The organism is Ciceribacter sichuanensis, from assembly GCF_024055605.1.
GTDB classification, from domain to species: domain Bacteria; phylum Pseudomonadota; class Alphaproteobacteria; order Rhizobiales; family Rhizobiaceae; genus Allorhizobium; species Allorhizobium sichuanense.
In genome coordinates this window covers 497070-514259 of sequence record NZ_JAMXLX010000002.1, presented here as the reverse complement: position 1 = coordinate 514259, position 17190 = coordinate 497070, and the positions used below count along the sequence as shown (strand labels likewise).

Annotated in this window: 13 protein-coding genes; 5 read left to right on the top strand and 8 right to left on the bottom strand. The window is 61.5% G+C overall.

The genetic code is table 11. From position 1 onward, the window contains the following. Position 1: 1 nt before the first annotated feature. The 6 genes from NBH21_RS08735 to carB form a co-directional block, all read right to left on the bottom strand. A complete protein-coding gene (locus NBH21_RS08735; RefSeq protein WP_250915867.1) occupies positions 2-1231 on the bottom strand; it encodes a capsular polysaccharide export protein, LipB/KpsS family in 1230 nt (409 codons plus the stop codon). Beyond that, entirely contained in the window at positions 1228-2292 is a 1065-nt protein-coding gene (locus NBH21_RS08730; protein ID WP_250915868.1) for a glycosyltransferase family 4 protein, read from the bottom strand. The genes NBH21_RS08735 and NBH21_RS08730 overlap by 4 nt, the downstream gene beginning before the upstream one ends. Positions 2293-2313: 21 nt before the next feature. Further along, positions 2314-2790, bottom strand: coding sequence for a transcription elongation factor GreA (gene greA, locus NBH21_RS08725; RefSeq protein WP_099058414.1), 477 nt, complete (start codon positions 2788-2790; stop codon positions 2314-2316). A gap of 203 nt (positions 2791-2993) precedes the next feature. Beyond that, entirely contained in the window at positions 2994-4235 is a 1242-nt protein-coding gene (locus tag NBH21_RS08720) for a T6SS phospholipase effector Tle1-like catalytic domain-containing protein (protein ID WP_250915869.1), read from the bottom strand. A 90-nt stretch (positions 4236-4325) separates the two neighbouring features. After that, entirely contained in the window at positions 4326-5861 is a 1536-nt protein-coding gene (locus NBH21_RS08715) for an MFS transporter (protein ID WP_250915870.1), read from the bottom strand. A 108-nt stretch (positions 5862-5969) separates the two neighbouring features. Next, positions 5970-9452 carry a carbamoyl-phosphate synthase large subunit gene (carB, locus tag NBH21_RS08710; protein ID WP_250915871.1) on the bottom strand — a complete coding sequence of 1161 codons (3483 nt, stop codon included), beginning with the start codon at positions 9450-9452 and terminating at the stop codon, positions 5970-5972. Between the two features lie 261 nt (positions 9453-9713). On the opposite strand from carB, the gene NBH21_RS08705 reads away from it, so the two are divergent. Together NBH21_RS08705 and ypfJ are read left to right on the top strand one after the other, a co-directional pair. Next, positions 9714-10448: a DUF1868 domain-containing protein gene (locus tag NBH21_RS08705; RefSeq protein ID WP_250915872.1), complete on the top strand. Its 735-nt coding sequence runs from the start codon at positions 9714-9716 to the stop codon at positions 10446-10448. Positions 10449-10556: 108 nt separating this feature from the next. Beyond that, entirely contained in the window at positions 10557-11486 is a 930-nt protein-coding gene (ypfJ, locus tag NBH21_RS08700; RefSeq protein WP_250915873.1) for a KPN_02809 family neutral zinc metallopeptidase, read from the top strand. 77 nt (positions 11487-11563) lie between these two features. Here the strand turns inward: ypfJ and NBH21_RS08695 are convergent, their stop codons facing one another. Next, complete coding sequence (locus tag NBH21_RS08695) at positions 11564-12556, bottom strand: aldo/keto reductase (protein WP_250915874.1); 993 nt, start codon at positions 12554-12556, stop codon at positions 11564-11566. Between the two features lie 124 nt (positions 12557-12680). Here NBH21_RS08695 and NBH21_RS08690 point away from each other — a divergent pair, with 124 nt between their 5' ends. Further along, complete coding sequence (locus NBH21_RS08690) at positions 12681-13586, top strand: LysR family transcriptional regulator (protein ID WP_250915875.1); 906 nt, start codon at positions 12681-12683, stop codon at positions 13584-13586. A 157-nt stretch (positions 13587-13743) separates the two neighbouring features. After that, positions 13744-15144 carry an MATE family efflux transporter gene (locus NBH21_RS08685; protein ID WP_250915876.1) on the top strand — a complete coding sequence of 467 codons (1401 nt, stop codon included), beginning with the start codon at positions 13744-13746 and terminating at the stop codon, positions 15142-15144. Between the two features lie 36 nt (positions 15145-15180). Here NBH21_RS08685 and carA read toward each other — a convergent pair whose 3' ends face one another. Then, positions 15181-16386: a glutamine-hydrolyzing carbamoyl-phosphate synthase small subunit gene (gene carA, locus NBH21_RS08680; protein WP_250915877.1), complete on the bottom strand. Its 1206-nt coding sequence runs from the start codon at positions 16384-16386 to the stop codon at positions 15181-15183. Positions 16387-16698: 312 nt separating this feature from the next. Here carA and NBH21_RS08675 point away from each other — a divergent pair, with 312 nt between their 5' ends. Further along, complete coding sequence (locus NBH21_RS08675) at positions 16699-17151, top strand: GatB/YqeY domain-containing protein (RefSeq protein WP_425340393.1); 453 nt, start codon at positions 16699-16701, stop codon at positions 17149-17151. The last annotated feature ends 39 nt before the right edge of the window (positions 17152-17190 follow it).

Sequence of the window (17190 nt, the reverse complement as noted above, 5' to 3'; positions counted from 1 at the left end):
GCTACGGGCCTTCCCTGACCGGTTGTCTCTCCGCTCGGTCTTCATGACCCGAACATTCGGCAAATTCTTTCAGGAAAAGGCTGTGCTGGTCGGTTCCCTCGGCGCGCTGGCGCAAGGCCTCCATCATGGCCGCGTCCGCATTGTTGCGATCGCCCCTGAGCAGGAAGACGTTGTAAATGTACCTTATGACGGTCGTGCGAAGGTCCGCGTCGGGTTCCCAGTTTTTCAGCGCCTGAAAAGCGGCAGCCAGTTCACTATCATTGCCGGCATGCAGCACGAGGCCGTCTATATTGTAGGGCGCGTTGCCGATGGTGATGACCTTCTTGCCGAGGAACAGGCTCTCGAGGCCGACGGTCGAATTCATCACAATGACGGCGTCGGCGCCTTCTATCAGGCCACGTGTCTCATTGTGATTGGCGAAATGGATGCGGCTGTGCGGCTTGACGTGGCCGCGGATCGACAGCGGAAAGCTGGGATGCTCCTTGATGACGAAGTGCACATCCGGCTGGCGGTCGGCGAGGCGGGCGATCACCTCGTAGAAATGCACCATGTCCCTGATCCAGGGAGAATGGGCCAGCACCTGCATGTCGCTTGGCACCTGGAACGGTACGAAGACATAGGATGGGGGCAAGGTGGCGGTCTCGGAACCCTTTTGCTTGCTCTGGCGGCGCACGAGGTCTGCCGGCATTTCCTTGCCGATCCGGTCGTCCAACATGCGGTAGAAGGCGGGATCGCGGGGAAGGGTGCTGTCGTAGTTGATGCCCTTGCGGTCATACTGCAGCATCTTCGGGAAAAAGCCGAGCTCCATGACCAGCCGTTCGCGGCCAAGCGCCTTGCTGACTTCGAGCGTCAACGCATCCGGCATCAGGAAGCCGTTGAAGACCAGAGCCCGGGCTTCCGGGTGTTCGTCAAAACAGAGCTTGAGCAGTGCGGCGGGGATGCGGGCGCGAGGCAGGACCATGGCCCGGTAGATGGCGGCGACCATCGGGTTGGAATAGAACCAGCCGAAACGGATGCGCCGACGTATCAGGTTGCGCTCGACAACAGGCCTGAGATCGACAAATTCGTCGCGACCGGCAATGGTTGCCAGAAGGCCACCGAACCCCTTACGGCGCACGAGTTCGCGGATCGTGTCGACAAGCTTCAGCGGAACCAGTTCAAGGCTGCCGTCAGAAGCCTTGCGGATGCCGTTGAGATGCTTGCTGTGACCGATGAACTTCACCTTGGTCATGGGATCGCCTTGTCATGCCCGAGAAGGCGATCATAAACCTTCTCCAGTCCGCCCACTTCGTTTTCGAGGGCGAAATTGTCGAGGATGTGCTGGCGGCTGACGCGGCCCGCCTCCTCGGCTGCGGCCGGCGAGGCGAGATAAACGCGGATCGCGTCGCGCAGCGCCTCGTAGTTTCCGGCGGGCACGACCTTGCCGGTGACGTTCTCGACGATCATTTCCGCATACGCGCCGGCGTCGCTGGTCACGGCTGCGGTGCCGGAGGCCATGGATTCGAGAGGCGTCAGGCCGAAGCCTTCGTTGCGGGAAGGGGCAACGTAGAGGGAAAGCCGGCGGTACCAGGGCTTGATGTCATCGACTTCGCCGAGAAAGATGATGCGCGACGAAAGACCGGCAGCGGCGATATCCGCCTTCAGCTTGTCGGCGAAACCCTGATGTTCTGAGGTGACGCGACCGCTAATGACGGCGGTCCAGTCGGGAAACTGCGGCAGGAGTTCGATCATCGCGCGGACGAAGAGGTCCGTTCCCTTCTGGTGGCGGACGCGGCCGAAGCAGCCGACGAGATGGCGTCCCGGCAGCCCGGTTGCGGCGATGGTATCAGATGTCTCCTCACCCGGATGGAAAAGCTCGGTATCGACGCCGTGGAGGATGACGGTGTGCGGCACCTTGAGGAAGGAGCCGGAGCGCGCGCTGGTCGCGACGACGGCATCCATCTTCGAGATCAGCCAGCGGGTGTAGCCGGTGTGGCGGCGTTGCGCAGCGGAGGTGAAGAGCAGCTTCAGGGGCATGCGCAGGACATCGCGCAGGAAGATGCCGAACAGCATCTCGTTGTTGCGCCGGGCATGCCAGATACGAATGGGCGCGCCCTTGGGCGCGCGCCAGATGGCGGGTAATTGCCGCCAGTGCATCTTGGGAAGATGATCGGGAAGGCCGGGCCCGAGGGTAACGATGCCGCGTCCGTGGCGGCGTTGCGCCGGCACGAGCTGGATCACGGTCGAGGTTACACCGGAGAGGCGCCGCTTGAAATGCGGCGCGATCACCGTGATATCGGCAAGTGAAAGCAAGGGAGGCCTTCCGGTTCTGCGTCAGCCCCAGGCGACGGAGAGGATTTCGTAGGCTTTCGAACCGCCGGGAGCAACAACTTCGATGTTGTCGCCGACTTCCTTGCCGATGAGCGCGCGGGCAATCGGCGAAGAGATCGAAATACGGCCAGCCTTCACGTCGGCTTCCTGATCGCCGACGATCTGATAGGTCTTTTCTTCCTCGGTATCCTCGTCGACCAGCTTGACGGTTGCGCCGAACTTGATCTTGGAACCGGACATCTTGGAGAGGTCGATGACCTCGGCGCGGGCAATCAGATCCTCAAGCTCGCCGACGCGGCCTTCATTGTGGCTCTGGGCTTCCTTGGCGGCGTGGTATTCGGCGTTTTCGGAAAGGTCGCCATGGGCGCGCGCTTCTGCGATCGCGTCGATGATCCGCGGGCGTTCTTCCTGTTGACGCCAGCGCAGTTCCTCCTGCAGCTTGACGTAACCGTTCTGCGTCATCGGGACCTTTTCAACCATTTCGCCTTCCTCTGCTTTTCATGTCCTGTAGGGCGGACACAAAAGAAAAACAGGCTCCGCAGCAAAGCTGCGGAACCATGTCTCAAATCAACGTTGCCCGGGACTATAACAGATAGAAGACGGAAAGTTCCAGAGGTTTATGTTGGAGGGCGGGGATTGACGGCGCGCGCGCCATGTTTCCTATAGCGTGTAATGGCCTGCCATCAGGGCTCTACGCGATAGCGTATAGGCAGGTTCTGTGGCTTGTAGGGGCCGCCGACCGGTGAGCCGTTCAAGCGCTCCTCCACCGATATGTGGACAAGCGCATCTTCGGGGATGAAGCGTGGATCGGATTTCGGCAGATAGATGCCGCCGCCCTTGCCATCATGCCGCCAGGACGAGGGGGGTACCTTGCGGGGGATGTATTCGACGAGACGCCAGGCGAGGTTCATCGAATCGTGTGGCTCCACCATCGGGTCGGGAGCGACGTAATCCTTTTCGGGATTCTTGCCGAGTACCACGTCGTTGACCGTACGGGTCGAATAGTCGAGGCCCATCGCCTTGGTTTCCCTGATCATCCAGGCAAGCGGCAGCTTGATGAGTGCGCTCTGCTTTTCCGGATAACCGCCGCCGATATCGCCATGGACACCGGCGAACCAGACCTCCTTGACGTCCTGCGGTTCAACAGGGTGATCTGCCGGTGGCCTGAAGGGACTGCCCCAGAAGGGCTGGTCGAAGGGCCACAGCTCCGGCCGGAACATCGTGCGCCGTTCATCGATGGCGACTGCGTGGCGGACATGGCGCACACTCGGGTTGCGGTTGCTGAAGGGGTGCGTCTTGAACTGGATGCCGACCTTGCCGGGCTCGATCACGGAGGCGACGGTGTCGAACAGTCCCAGAAGTTCGATCGTGGGGCGAATGCCTTTCAGCGTGCGCTCGTAGAGGCGCATGGCAGCGAAGGCTGATGGCGCTGGACTGCCTTCCGGTGCGGGCGTTGCGGGGGTGCGGGTCTGGTGATCAGGTATGCCCTTGTAGGTGCGATAAGCGTAGTCGACGAGATTGAGGTGTTCACGGCGAATCAGGCCAAGCGCATGGATAAAGCCTGCCAGGACGCGGGCGGTATAGGCGCCCCGGCTGAAACCGAAGATGAAGATGCGGTCGTCCTCGCCGATCTTCTTGCCGTCACTGTCACGCGGTGCTGCCTCGTAGTTCTCGACGATGAAGCGATAGGCCTGCTTGATGTTGGAATCCATGCCCCAGCCGGTGGCAAGCCCCCAGACCTCCACCGCCTTGCGCCATGCGCGTGACCAGGAATCATCTGCACCGAACGTCCCGACACCGGGATCGTAGTAGACGAGTTGCCGGTCGGTTCGCCTCAAGGTGCCGAACAGACGCAGGATATTGGTGCGGTCCGCCGCGATTTCGTTCGATGTGCCGTCGAAGAGAAGAACGATGTTCTTGCCCATGCCGCGCGTTCCCGACTGCTTTGGCGCGACGATAGCAGACTTGGTCTGGTGCTGCAATTTTCGGTTGCCGTCGAGCGTTTCTCTTCGCTTTCAGTGTGCCGGTGCGCTCTCCGTCACGGGGTTGAGGCTGTAGACCCGGCGGGCGATGATGGCGAGCAGAACGAGTGCCACGGTTGCGGCCGCACAGGATGCGGCAAAGCCGAGAGAGAAGCTGCTGCGGGCAAGGTCCAGCCATGGAGCCGGTCCGCCGAGAGTGCGGGCGGCATCGACCGCGGCCGCGAGTGTCGAGCGGCTGGCCTCCACCATGTCGGTCGGCAGACCGTCGAAGTCGGCGCCATTCATGGCGATGCGATAGATGACGCTGCCGAGACTGCCGAGCAGGGCTACGCCAAGCGCTCCGCCGAACTCGGCGCTGGTTTCCGAGATGGCCGAGGCGGCTCCGGCGCGTTCTGGCGGCGCGGAGCCGACGATCAGCCCGGTTGTGGTCAGAATGACCGGGACGAAGCCCAGCGCAATCAGGGCGCTGGCACCGAGTACGCCGAACAGGCTTTCGTAATAGGCGGCAACGGCCATGACGGCGGCACCAAGGGCGTTGACCAGAAGGCCGGTCAAAACCGTCTTCACCGATCCCAGGCGGTTGGTGATGCGATAGGCTTGCAGGGACATGACGGTGAAGACGAGGCCGGGCAGGCCGGACCAGAGTGCGGCATGGAGCGGCGTCAGGCCGATCACCAATTGCAGATACTGGTTCTGGAACAGGAAAATGCCGAAGACGAAGAAGACGCCGGAGAGGTTGACCAGCAGCGACGCCAGGAAGGCGGGTATCCTGAACAGGGAGAGGTCGATCAGCGGATCGGCAAGACGGCGCTGACGACGGACGAACAGCGCTCCGAAAGCCAGCCCCGCCGCGACGGGAACGAGATAGAGGGGATCCATCCCATCTGTCGCGATCTTCTTGAAGCCGTAGATGATCGGCAGGACGGTGGCGAGAGAAAGCCCGACGCTCGGCAGGTCCAGACGCCCGGCACCGTCGCCCCGATATTCCGGCAGAAGGAAGGGGGCGGCGATGATGAGCGCCAGCATGACGGGGACATTGATGAGGAAGACGGAGCCCCAGTGGAAATACTGGAGCAGGACGCCGCCGATCAGTGGGCCGATCAGGCCGCCAAGGGCAAAGGCCGTACCCCAGACGCCAATCGCCCGGTTACGTTCCTTCTCGTCCGAGAAGAGGTTGACCACCAACGACAGCGTTGATGGGGCGATGGTCGCGCCGGCAATGCCAAGACAGGCCCGGGCGGCAATCAGCATCTGGGCCGATGTCGAAAAGGCCGCGAAGACGGAGGCCACGCCGAAGGCGGAGGCGCCGATCAGGAGAACCTTGCGGCGGCCGATGCGGTCACCGAGTGTACCCATGGTGACGAGGAATCCCGCGACCATGAAGCCATAGATATCGTTGATCCAGAGAAGTTCGGCAGCCGAAGGATCGAGAGCGGTGGTGATCGCCGGCATCGCCAGGAACAGCACGGACAGGTCCATGGAATAGATCAGGCAGGCGATGGAAAGGATATAGAGCCCGATCCATTCGCGCCGTCCCGCGACGGCGACGGTATCAGTCCTGTCTTGCATGAGAAGTCCTCCTCGACCTGAGTCGCGGATGATCGTCTTCTCCGGGCTGATAGACAAATGTCAAATGATGATGGGTCAGATGATTTTTTCACCCGACCCATCGGATTTTCAGAAGTAGCTCTGCAGCGGGCGAACTTCCAGCTGGCCCTTTTTCAGGGCCTCGATGGCCTGTGCGGCGGCAAGAGCGCCGGCCATCGTCGTGTAGTACGGCACCTTCTGCATCAGGGCGGCGCGGCGCAGGGACTTGGAGTCGGAGACTGCCTTGTTGCCGTCCGTGGTGTTGAAGACCAGCTGGACCTGACGGTTGCGGATGGCGTCCTCGATATGCGGGCGTCCTTCCAGAACCTTGTTGATCTTTTCAGCCTTGATGCCCTTTTCGGCAAGGAAGCGGGCGGTGCCGCCGGTGGCCAGAACCTTGAAGCCGATGCTCGAAAGCAGGCTGATAGCGGGAAGCACGCGCTCCTTGTCCTCGTCACGCACCGAAACGAAGACCGTTCCATCGCGTGGAAGTTCGACGCCTGCGCCGAGCTGCGCCTTGGCGAAGGCCAGAGCGTAATCGGTGTCGAGGCCGATGACTTCGCCGGTCGAGCGCATTTCGGGGCCGAGCAGCGTGTCCACGCCCGGGAAACGGGCGAAGGGGAATACGGCTTCCTTGACGGCGATGTGCTTCAGCTTGCGCGGATCGGGCTTTGCCCCATAGGCTGAGATGGCAGCGTCGAGCTTCTCGCCGGCCATGACGCGGGCGGCGATCTTGGCGATCGGAGCGCCGATGGTCTTGGCGACGAAAGGCACCGTACGCGAGGCGCGCGGGTTGACTTCGAGAATGTAGATCACGCCGTCCTTGATGGCGTACTGCACGTTCATCAGGCCGCCAACGTTGAGCGCCTTTGCCAGCGCCACGGTCTGGCGTTCAAGGGCGTCGACGATCTCGTCCGACAGCGAGTGGACCGGCAGCGAGCACGCCGAGTCGCCGGAATGGATGCCGGCCTCTTCGATATGCTCCATGATGCCGCTGACGAAGACATCCTTGCCGTCGCAGAGGGCGTCGACGTCCACTTCGATGGCGTTGGTCAGGTAGCTGTCGAACAGGAGCGGGTTCTTGCCGAGCAGAGTGTTGATCTGGCCGGTCTTGTCGTTCGGATAGCGCTGCTTGATGTCTTCCGGCACGAGTTCCGGAACCGTGTCGAGCAGGTAGGTCTGCAGCATGCTCTCATTGTGGATGATCTGCATGGCGCGGCCGCCGAGAACGTAGGACGGGCGAACGACCAGCGGGAAGCCGATTTCCGAGGCAACGAGGCGAGCCTGCTCGACCGAGTAGGCGATGCCGTTGTTCGGCTGGTTGAGGTCGAGCTTCATCAGGAGCTTCTGGAAGCGGTCACGGTCTTCGGCGAGGTCGATCATGTCGGGCGCAGTGCCGAGGATCGGGATGCCGTTCTTTTCCAGCGCTTCGGCGAGCTTCAGCGGCGTCTGGCCACCGAACTGGACGATGACGCCCACCAGTTCGCCCTTTTCCTGTTCGGCGCGCATGATCTCGATCACGTCTTCGGCCGTCAGCGGCTCGAAATAGAGGCGGTCGGAGGTGTCGTAGTCGGTGGAAACCGTTTCCGGGTTGCAGTTGACCATGATGGCTTCATAGCCGGCATCCTTGAGCGCGAAGGCAGCATGGCAGCAGCAGTAGTCGAACTCGATGCCCTGGCCGATACGGTTCGGTCCGCCGCCAAGAATGACGACCTTCTTGCGGTCGGAAATCTGGGCTTCCGAACGGGCCGCGCCGACGAAGGGCGTCTCATAGGTCGAATACATGTAGGCGGTCGGCGAGGCGAACTCGGCGGCGCAGGTGTCGATGCGCTTGTAGACCGGGCGAACATTGAGCGCGTTGCGCAGTTCCGCCACTTCCTTCGGGCGCTTGTGCGTCAGGCTGGCGAGGCGCGCGTCGGAGAAGCCCATGGACTTCAGCATGCGCAGGTTTTCGGCGTCGGTTGGAAGACCGTGCTCGCGGATGCGGGCTTCCATGTCCACGATGGCCTTGAACTGGGAGATGAACCACGGGTCGATCTTGCAGCTTTCGTGCACTTCCGTCTCGGACATGCCGAGACGCAGAGCCTGCGCGACCTGACGGAGACGATCCGGCGTCGGCGTGCCGATGGCGGCGCGGATGGCGTTGTGATCGTCACCTTCGCCAAGGCCGGGGATTTCGATCTCGTCGAGGCCGGTCAGTCCGGTTTCGAGGCCGCGAAGAGCCTTCTGGAGCGATTCCGCGAAGGTGCGGCCGATGGCCATGACTTCGCCGACCGACTTCATGGCGGTGGTCAGGACCGGCGAGGCACCTGGGAACTTCTCGAAGGCGAAACGCGGGATCTTGGTGACGACATAGTCGATGGACGGTTCGAACGATGCCGGGGTCGCGCCGCCGGTGATGTCGTTCTCCAGCTCATCGAGCGTATAGCCGATGGCGAGCTTGGCGGCGATCTTGGCGATTGGAAAGCCGGTTGCCTTGGACGCCAGGGCAGACGAGCGCGATACGCGCGGGTTCATTTCGATGACGACCAGGCGGCCGTCTTTCGGATTGACGGCGAACTGTACGTTCGAGCCGCCGGTCTCGACGCCGATCTCGCGCAGAACCGCGATCGAGGCGTTGCGCATGATCTGGTATTCCTTGTCCGTCAGCGTCAGAGCTGGCGCGACGGTGATGGAATCGCCGGTGTGGACGCCCATCGGATCGATGTTCTCGATGGAGCAGATGATGATGCAGTTGTCCGCCTTGTCGCGGACCACTTCCATTTCATATTCCTTCCAGCCGAGAACGCTTTCCTCGACGAGGACTTCCGTGGTCGGCGAGGCGTCAAGGCCGTAGCCGACGATCTCGAAGAATTCCGAACGGTTGTAGGCGATGCCGCCGCCGGTGCCGCCCATGGTGAAGGAGGGGCGGATGATGGCCGGAAGGCCGACGGTGTCGATGGCCTGGGCGGCAATCGCCATGGCGTGGCTGATATAGCGCTGCTTGCGGTCGGTCTCGCCGAGGTTCCACTGGTTTTCCAGCTCGTCGAGCGCCTTGTCGAGTTCTGCGCCGGAAAGCTTGGCCTTCACCTCGTTGCGGGCGGCTTCGTGCTTCTTGCGGTCGGCGTCCTTGATCTCTGTTGCGTTAGCGAGCATCGAGCGCGGGGTCTCAAGGCCGATCTTCGCCATGGCCTCGCGGAAGAGGGCGCGGTCCTCGGCCTTGTCGATGGCTTCCGGCTTTGCGCCGATCATCTCGACATTGTAGCGGTCGAGAACGCCCATGCGCTTAAGGGACAGTGCGGTGTTGAGCGCGGTCTGGCCACCCATGGTTGGCAGCAGGGCATCCGGGCGTTCCTTCGCGATGATCTTTGCGACGACTTCCGGGGTGATCGGTTCGACATAGGTGGCGTCGGCAAGGTTCGGATCGGTCATGATCGTCGCCGGGTTGGAGTTTACCAGAATGACCCGGTAACCTTCTTCCTTCAGCGCCTTGCAGGCCTGTGTGCCGGAATAATCGAATTCGCATGCCTGGCCGATGACAATCGGTCCAGCGCCGATGATGAGGATGGACTTGATATCTTGGCGCTTCGGCATGGGCTTATTTCCATTTTCAGGTTGCGCGAAAAACCGGCCAGGGTGAATTTTCACCGGCCGGGGCACAAACGAGGGTCTTTTCAGGCTAGAAGGGGCTTATAGGGAAAACTCTCGCCCAAACCAACCCCTTAAATGAAGCCAAATGCATGAAAGTTGGGGAGCGGCGATCAACGGCTTTGCGGAGCCGGAATTCATTCAATTGTCACACAGGTTTGTTGCCGGACGGATAGAGCAGTATTTCCCCACCGCAAAGGTTGTTCCATGGCCGTCGAACCGATCACACCTGATACTCTTCCTCCCTATCTGCACCTCTTTTCCCGGACGCTGACGCCGCAACCGCTTCCGCATTTCGGAACGCGATACAATTCTTCCGGGCAGTTCCTGCGCGAGCCGGGCAATACCATCGTCTGCCATCTCCTGCCGGGAACCGAGAGCGAACAGGCAATCGTCGATGCGCGGATGGGCTATCTATCGATGCCGGGTGCGTGCCAACTCGCCTTCACGCCGGTCTCCAGCCTGCACATGACGTTGTTTCAGGGAATCATCGAATATCGCCGGAAGCTGCCGTTCTGGCCGGCCGATGTGCCGCTCGATGCGCCGATCGACGACATGACGGCGATCTACATGGATCGGCTGGCAGCTTTTGTGCCCGACGGTCCGTTCGAGATGGAAGTGACCGAAGCAACGCCGGCGGGTCTGACGCTGGATGGGGTGACGGCGGATGACAGGGCTCGATTGAAATCCTGGCGGAATCGTTTCGCCGATCTTCTCGGCTATAGGCATCCCGATCATGACCGCTATTCCTTCCACATCACCTTCGCCTATCCGAAGGAGCGCTTTGACGACGAGACGATTGCAGCCTGGGTTCCATTCCTCGACAAGGTGACGCAAGAGATCCGCGACCGGTCGCCGGTGATCGCGCTCAAGCCGCCGGCTTTCTGCGCCTTCGAGGACATGAACCACTTCGAGGAACTGCTCGTTTTCGAGCCGGCCTGAATGTCCGGCGGAGCCGCGCTTCCTCTCGATTGGAATGGCCGCAGGGAACAGTTTGCACTATAGATTGTTTCCAAGGGCGCGCAGCGCTTGCTGGAGAGGATGAACACCATGGAATGGAAGGGCCGACGTCAATCGGACAATATTGAAGACCGGCGCGGCACCTCGACCGGCCGCGGTGGCATGGGGCGCGATCCGTTCGGACGGTCGGGCATGCAACTCCCCACGGGAGGCCGGCGCGGCGGTGGCATGAGCATCGGCACGATCATTTTTCTCATCGTCATATATTTCGTCCTGAAGATGATGGGCATCGACATGCTGCAACTCTTGGGCGATGGCTCGATGCAGCAGCAGGGGTCGGGTTATGAACAGTCGATCGGCGAGCAGCCCTCCCAGCCGGCCAGCGACGAGATGACGGCTTTCGTTCGTACTGTTCTGGCAGAGACCGAGGATACCTGGAACGGCATCTTCAAGGCGGCCGGCCAGACCTATCAGGAGCCGACGCTGGTTCTATTCGCCGGACGTACGGCTTCTGCCTGCGGAACCGCTTCCTCCGCCACCGGGCCGTTCTATTGCCCGGGCGACCGCAAGGTCTATCTCGATACGGACTTCTTCCGGGAACTCAATGACCGCTTCGGCGCTTCCGGCGACTTTGCCGAAGCCTATGTGGTTGCACATGAGGTCGGTCATCACGTTCAGAACCTGACCGGCATCCTGCCGAAATTCAATCAGGCCCGGCAGTCGATGAGTGAAGTCGAAGCCAACCAGATGTCGGTGCGCGTCGAGCTTCAGGCGGATTGCTTCGCCGGGATCTGGGGCAAGTACACGCAGCAGAAGGGCCTGCTCGAAGCAGGTGACCTTGAGGAAGCGCTCAATGCCGCCAGGCAGATCGGCGACGATACGTTGCAGAAGCGCAGCCAGGGCTATGTCGTGCCCGATAGCTTCAACCATGGCACGTCCGCCCAGCGGATGAAGTGGTTCAAGCGCGGCTTTGACAGCGGCAAGGTGGCGTCCTGCGACACCTTCTCCGGGCCGATCTGATCCGATAGAAGGTTGGCCAAGATAGAATGAAACGAGAAACGGCCCGGCTTCGACCGGGCCGTTTCCATATTTGAAGGTCACTTTTCGCTGTCGAGATGCGCCATCTGCGCTTCGGCATAACGGGTACCGGCGGCAGCGTTCTTCGGTACGGCGCGTTCGATTTCGGCGAGATCCTCCGGCGTCAGCGAAAAATCGGCAGCACTAAGGGATTCCTGAAGGCGATCACGGCGGCGTGCGCCGATGATCGGCACGATGTCATCGCCTTGTGCCGCGACCCAGGCGATGGCGGCCTGGGCGGTCGTCATGCCTTTCGATGCGGCGACCTTGCCGAGTGCTTCCGCGAGCGCGAGATTGTGGGCGGCATTTTCCCCCTGGAAGCGCGGGGAATGGGCGCGAAAATCGTTCCTGCCGATACTTGCCGGCTGCCAGTGGCCGCTGATGAGACCGCGGGAAAGTACGCCATAGGCGGTGATGCCGATGCCGAGTTCGCGGCAGGTCGGCAGGATCCTGTCTTCGATGCCGCGGGAAATCAACGAATATTCAATCTGCAGATCGACGATGGGGTGGACGGACGCTGCACGGCGGATGGTGTCCGCACCGACTTCAGAAAGGCCGATATAGCGGACGAAACCTGCCTTCACCATGTCGGCGATGGCGCCGATAGTGTCCTCGACGGGAACGGTGGGATCGAGGCGGGCAGGGCGGTAGATGTCGATGTAGTCGACGCCGAGCCGCTGCAGCGTGTAGGCCAGCGCCGTCTTGACGGCGGCCGGACGGGCGTCGAAGCCGATCCAGCCGGCGGCGGGATCACGCTGGGCTCCGAACTTGACGCTGAGCAGGATATCGTCGCGGGAACGGCCCTTGAGCGCTTCGGCGATCAGCATTTCATTGTGGCCCATGCCGTAGAAATCGCCGGTGTCCAGCAGGTTGATGCCGGCGTCGAGGGCCGCGTGGATGGTGGCGATGCTCTCGGCTCTGTCGCTCTCGCCATACATGCCGGACATTCCCATGCAGCCGAGGCCGAAGCGGGAGACGGAGGGGCCGGTCCGGCCGAGTTTCACAGTCTGCATTGTCTGGTTCCTTTCGAAAATCCCCGGAGAGGATGTTGAGGATGTTGCCGAGGTCCTTTCTACTCCTCGACGTTTTGTGCGATAATCCGATGCAAACGAAACGGCCTGTTTGGAATTTTGTACAATGAGCAATCTGCCGCTCGCTGAGCTCGACGCCTTCGCGACCATTGCGCGCCTGCGCAGTTTCAGGGCGGCGGGTAAGTTGCGTGGTGTCTCCGCCTCGTCGATGAGCGAGGCCATGCGACGGCTGGAGGCGCAACTCGATGTGCGGTTGTTCAATCGCACAACCCGCAGCGTGACGCTGACCGATGCGGGCGAGCGGCTGCTCGAACGGTTGACGCCGGGACTTGCGGAAATCGAGACGGCGCTCGATGCGATCAACAGCTTTCGCGATCGGCCCGCCGGGCGGTTGCGGCTCAACGTGCCGGGCATCGTCGCCCGCAATATCCTGCCAGATATCGCCACCCGGTTTCTCGAAGCCTATCCCGAGATTACCATGGAGATATCGGTCAACGACGCCTTCGTCGACGTGCTGGCCGAAGGGCATGATGCCGGCGTCCGCTATGAGGAGGCGTTGCATCAGGACATGATCGCCATTCCGCTCGGGCCTCGGCGCCAGAGCTATGTCGGGGCTGCGGCTCCAGCCTATATCGAGCGGCGGGGAATGCCCTCCCATCCGCGCGAACTGGTCGACCATGAGGCCGTCCTGCATCGCTTTGCCAGCGGTCGCACGATTTCATGGACCTTCGAACGCGAAGGCGAGGCGATCACGGTTCATCCACGGCCGCGGATGATCGCGGAGTCCATCGATCTGGAGCTTGCGGCCGTGCGGGCCGGGCTCGGCATCATCTTCACTTTCGAGGAGTTTCTTCGCGACGATCTCGCATCCGGAGCCTTGCTGCCGGTGCTGCCGGATTGGGAACAGGCGTTTTCAGGGCCTTTCCTCTATTACCCCAGTCGTCGCTACATGCCGGCCCCGCTGAAGGCCTTCGTGGATTTCTTGCGGCACGACCGGGTGTCGGAAAAATAGGTCTGTCTGCAACCTATCAGTTAATGTGAAGCTTCCGTGAAATTTATTTCTCGGTAGCAAGCTTTCCTTGCTCCCCCCTGACGTTTCCCCTATGCAAAAGTCGCGCGCCGCTCGCCAGTCATCTCTGGAAGCGGCTTTTTTCGTCTTGGGTGCCATCATGAATACGCATGCCTCTATCTCGTCCGCAAGGCCCGGTGCAGCAAGCTGGTGGTCGCATATACTCGCGACGCTGCAGCTCGGAATTCCCTTGATCGGCGCCCAGCTTGCGCAGCTTGGCATTCATACTACGGATGTGGTGATCGTCGGCCAGCTCGGCGCGCAGTCGCTTGCAGCCATGGTTCTGGCCGGACAGTTCTTCTTCACGATCTTCATCTTCGGCTCCGGCTTCTCCATCGCTGTGGTTCCGATGGTTGCACAGGCCTATGGGCGCGGAGACGTCGTATCCGTGCGCCGTTCGATCCGCATGGGCATGTGGGTGTCGATTGCCTACACGCTGATGACGGCGCCGTTGTTCTTCCATGCGGAGACCATCCTGCTGGCGCTCGGCCAGAAGCCTGAAGTGGCGGCACTTGCCGCGCATTACGTAATGATCGTGCAGTTCGGCCTGCTGCCTGCGCTGCTTTTCGCCGTGTTGCGTGCACTTGTGAGTGCAACGGGCAGGGCAGGCATCATCCTCTATGTGACGCTGACCGTTCTGGTGATGAATGCGGTACTTGCCTATGCGCTGGTGCTTGGCCATTTCGGACTGCCGGCTCTCGGCATGACGGGTGCTGCCATCGTTGCTGTCACAGTGCAGTGGGCGAGCTTCCTGTTCATGGTCGCCTACATCGAGACACGCGAGGAGACGCGCCGCTACGAGCTTTTCGTTCGCTTCTGGCGACCGGATTGGCATGCGCTCTGGGATGTCGTGCATCTCGGCCTGCCGATCAGCGTGACTGTTCTGGCGGAGGTCAGCCTGTTTGCGGCGGCGTCGCTGCTGATGGGCAAGATCGGCACGGTCGAGCTTGCCGCGCATGGTATTGCGCTTCAACTCACCTCGATTGCCTTCATGCTTCCGCTCGGGCTGTCGCAGGCCGCAACCGTCCGGATCGGCCTTGCGCACGGACGCGGCAACTATCCCGACTTGATGCGGGCGGCCATCACGGTGCTCGGGATTGCCAGCCTGATATCGATTGCGGGCGGGGTGCTCTTTTACATGATGCCCCGCGAATTGAGCGGCGCCTTTATCAATGCCCATACCCCGGATGCTGCAGCTGTGCTCGATTTTGCCGTGCCGCTCGTGGTTATCGCCGGCATTTTCCAGTTGGTCGATGGTCTGCAGGCGATTGCGTCGGGCCTGTTGCGTGGGCTCAAGGATGCGCGGGTGCCGATGCTGCTGGCGCTGATCGCCTACTGGCCCGTCGGCTTCTTCCTGGCCTGGTTCATCGCCTTCCCGATGGGCTATGGCGGCATCGGCATCTGGATCGGCTTCCTGATCGGCCTATTCACCGCTTCGGTGATGCTGTGCCTGCGGTTTTTCCAGAAGGTACGCTTCGAAATGAAAACGGCCCGGGGTTAACCGGGCCGCATCGCTGTCTCTAATCTGTGAGTCCGATCAACGCTCTGCCAGAGCCGGCTCGCCCTTTTTCTCGCGCACCATGTTGATGAAGCGGCGGAAGAGGTAGTGGCTGTCCTGCGGGCCGGGCGAGGCCTCGGGGTGGTGCTGCACCGAGAAGACAGGCTTGCCGGCGAGACGCAGGCCGCAGTTGGAGCCGTCGAACAGGGAAACGTGAGTCTCCTCAACGCCTTCCGGCAGGCTGTTCTTGTCGACTGCGAAGCCGTGGTTCATCGAGACGATTTCCACCTTGTTGGTGGTGTAGTCCTTGACCGGATGGTTCGCGCCGTGGTGACCCTGGTGCATTTTGACGGTGGTGCCGCCGAGCGCGAGCGCCAGCATCTGGTGACCGAGGCAGATGCCGAAGACCGGCAGGCCGCTTTCCACCAGCTTGCGAATGACCGGAACGGCATATTCGCCGGTGGCGGCCGGGTCGCCCGGGCCGTTCGACAGGAAGATGCCATCGGGATTGAGGGCGAGAATGTCTTCAGCCGAAGTCTTGGCCGGGACGACAGTCACGCGGCAGTTGAGGCCGGTGAAGAGGCGCAGGATGTTACGCTTCACGCCGTAGTCGAGGCAGACGACGTGATATTTCACGTCACCGGCGGCAAGCTCGCTGTAGCCTTCGTTCCAGACCCAGGGCTTTTCCTTCCATTCAGAAGACTGTCCGGAGGTTGCCTCGATGGCGAGGTCGAGACCGACGAGGCCGCTCCAGGCCTTGGCTTCGGCCTTCAGCGCATCGACGTCGAAAACGCCGTTCGGGTCATGGGCGATGACCGCGTTCGGCGCGCCGTGCTCGCGGATCCAGGCGGTCAGCGCACGGGTGTCGATGCCGCTCAGGCCGATGATGCCGCGGGCCTTGAGCCAGGCGTCGAGATGCTTGGCGGCGCGATAGTTTGACGGATCGGTGATATCGGCCTTGAAGATGACGCCGACCGCACCGCGCCGGGCGGCGGGCGTCAGGTCCTCGATGTCTTCCTCGTTGGTGCCGACATTGCCGATATGGGGGAAGGTGAAGGTGACGATCTGGCCGAGATAGGAGGGGTCTGTGAGGATTTCCTCATATCCGGTGAGCGCGGTGTTGAAGCAGACTTCTGCCTGGACCTTGCCGGTTGCGCCTATACCCTGTCCTTCGATGACCGTGCCGTCGGCGAGGACGAGGAGGGCGGTCGGCTTGCGGGTGCTCCATGGGGCTGTCGAGGTCATGTTCGTTCCTTGTCCGGCCGCAAACCGCCGGTCCTTGAAGGAACGGGAGGCGATGGCCATTTATGTCGCAGATCGAGGACGCGCGAATACGCGCGCGTTCGGCCCTGATGACAATTTTCGTGCAGGTGCCGGAAAATAGACGGATCGATCCCGACGGTCAATTCTTTGCGCTGGATTAACTCCCATGTATTTCAATGGGTTGTGTAATTGATTTGCGCGAGCCTCCGGGACTGGCTATTGCTTCGGCGAAAATGACAAGGAAAAGCCACAATTGGTGAAGCCTGCAGGCCGGCTTTTCCGTGGAGAAGGAAGATGATGCGCGACAGACTCGCCGATTCCCTGAAGGAATCCCTCAAGGCCAAGGATACGCGCCGTACGTCCACCGTGCGGCTGATCCAGGCTGCAATCAAGGATCGAGATATCGCCAATCGCGGCGCGGGCAAGGACCCCGTCAGTGACGACGATATCATGCAGATCCTGACCAAGATGATCAAGCAGCGCGAAGAGTCGGCGAAGATCTATGCCGAAAATGCGCGGCCCGAACTTGCCGAGCAGGAGCGCGAGGAAATCGCCATCATCAAGACCTTCATGCCGGAACAGCTTTCCGACGAGAAGGTGAAGGATGCCGCCGCCGCCGCCATTCAGGAAGTCGGCGCCCAGGGTCTCAGGGACATGGGCAAGTGCATCGCGTTGCTTAAGGACCGCTATCCCGGCCAGATGGATTTCGCCAAGGCTTCTGGCATGGTGAAGGATCTGCTGAAGTAAACGGCCTTTATTGGCCGGGAAAACGTGGGCTCCGCCTTC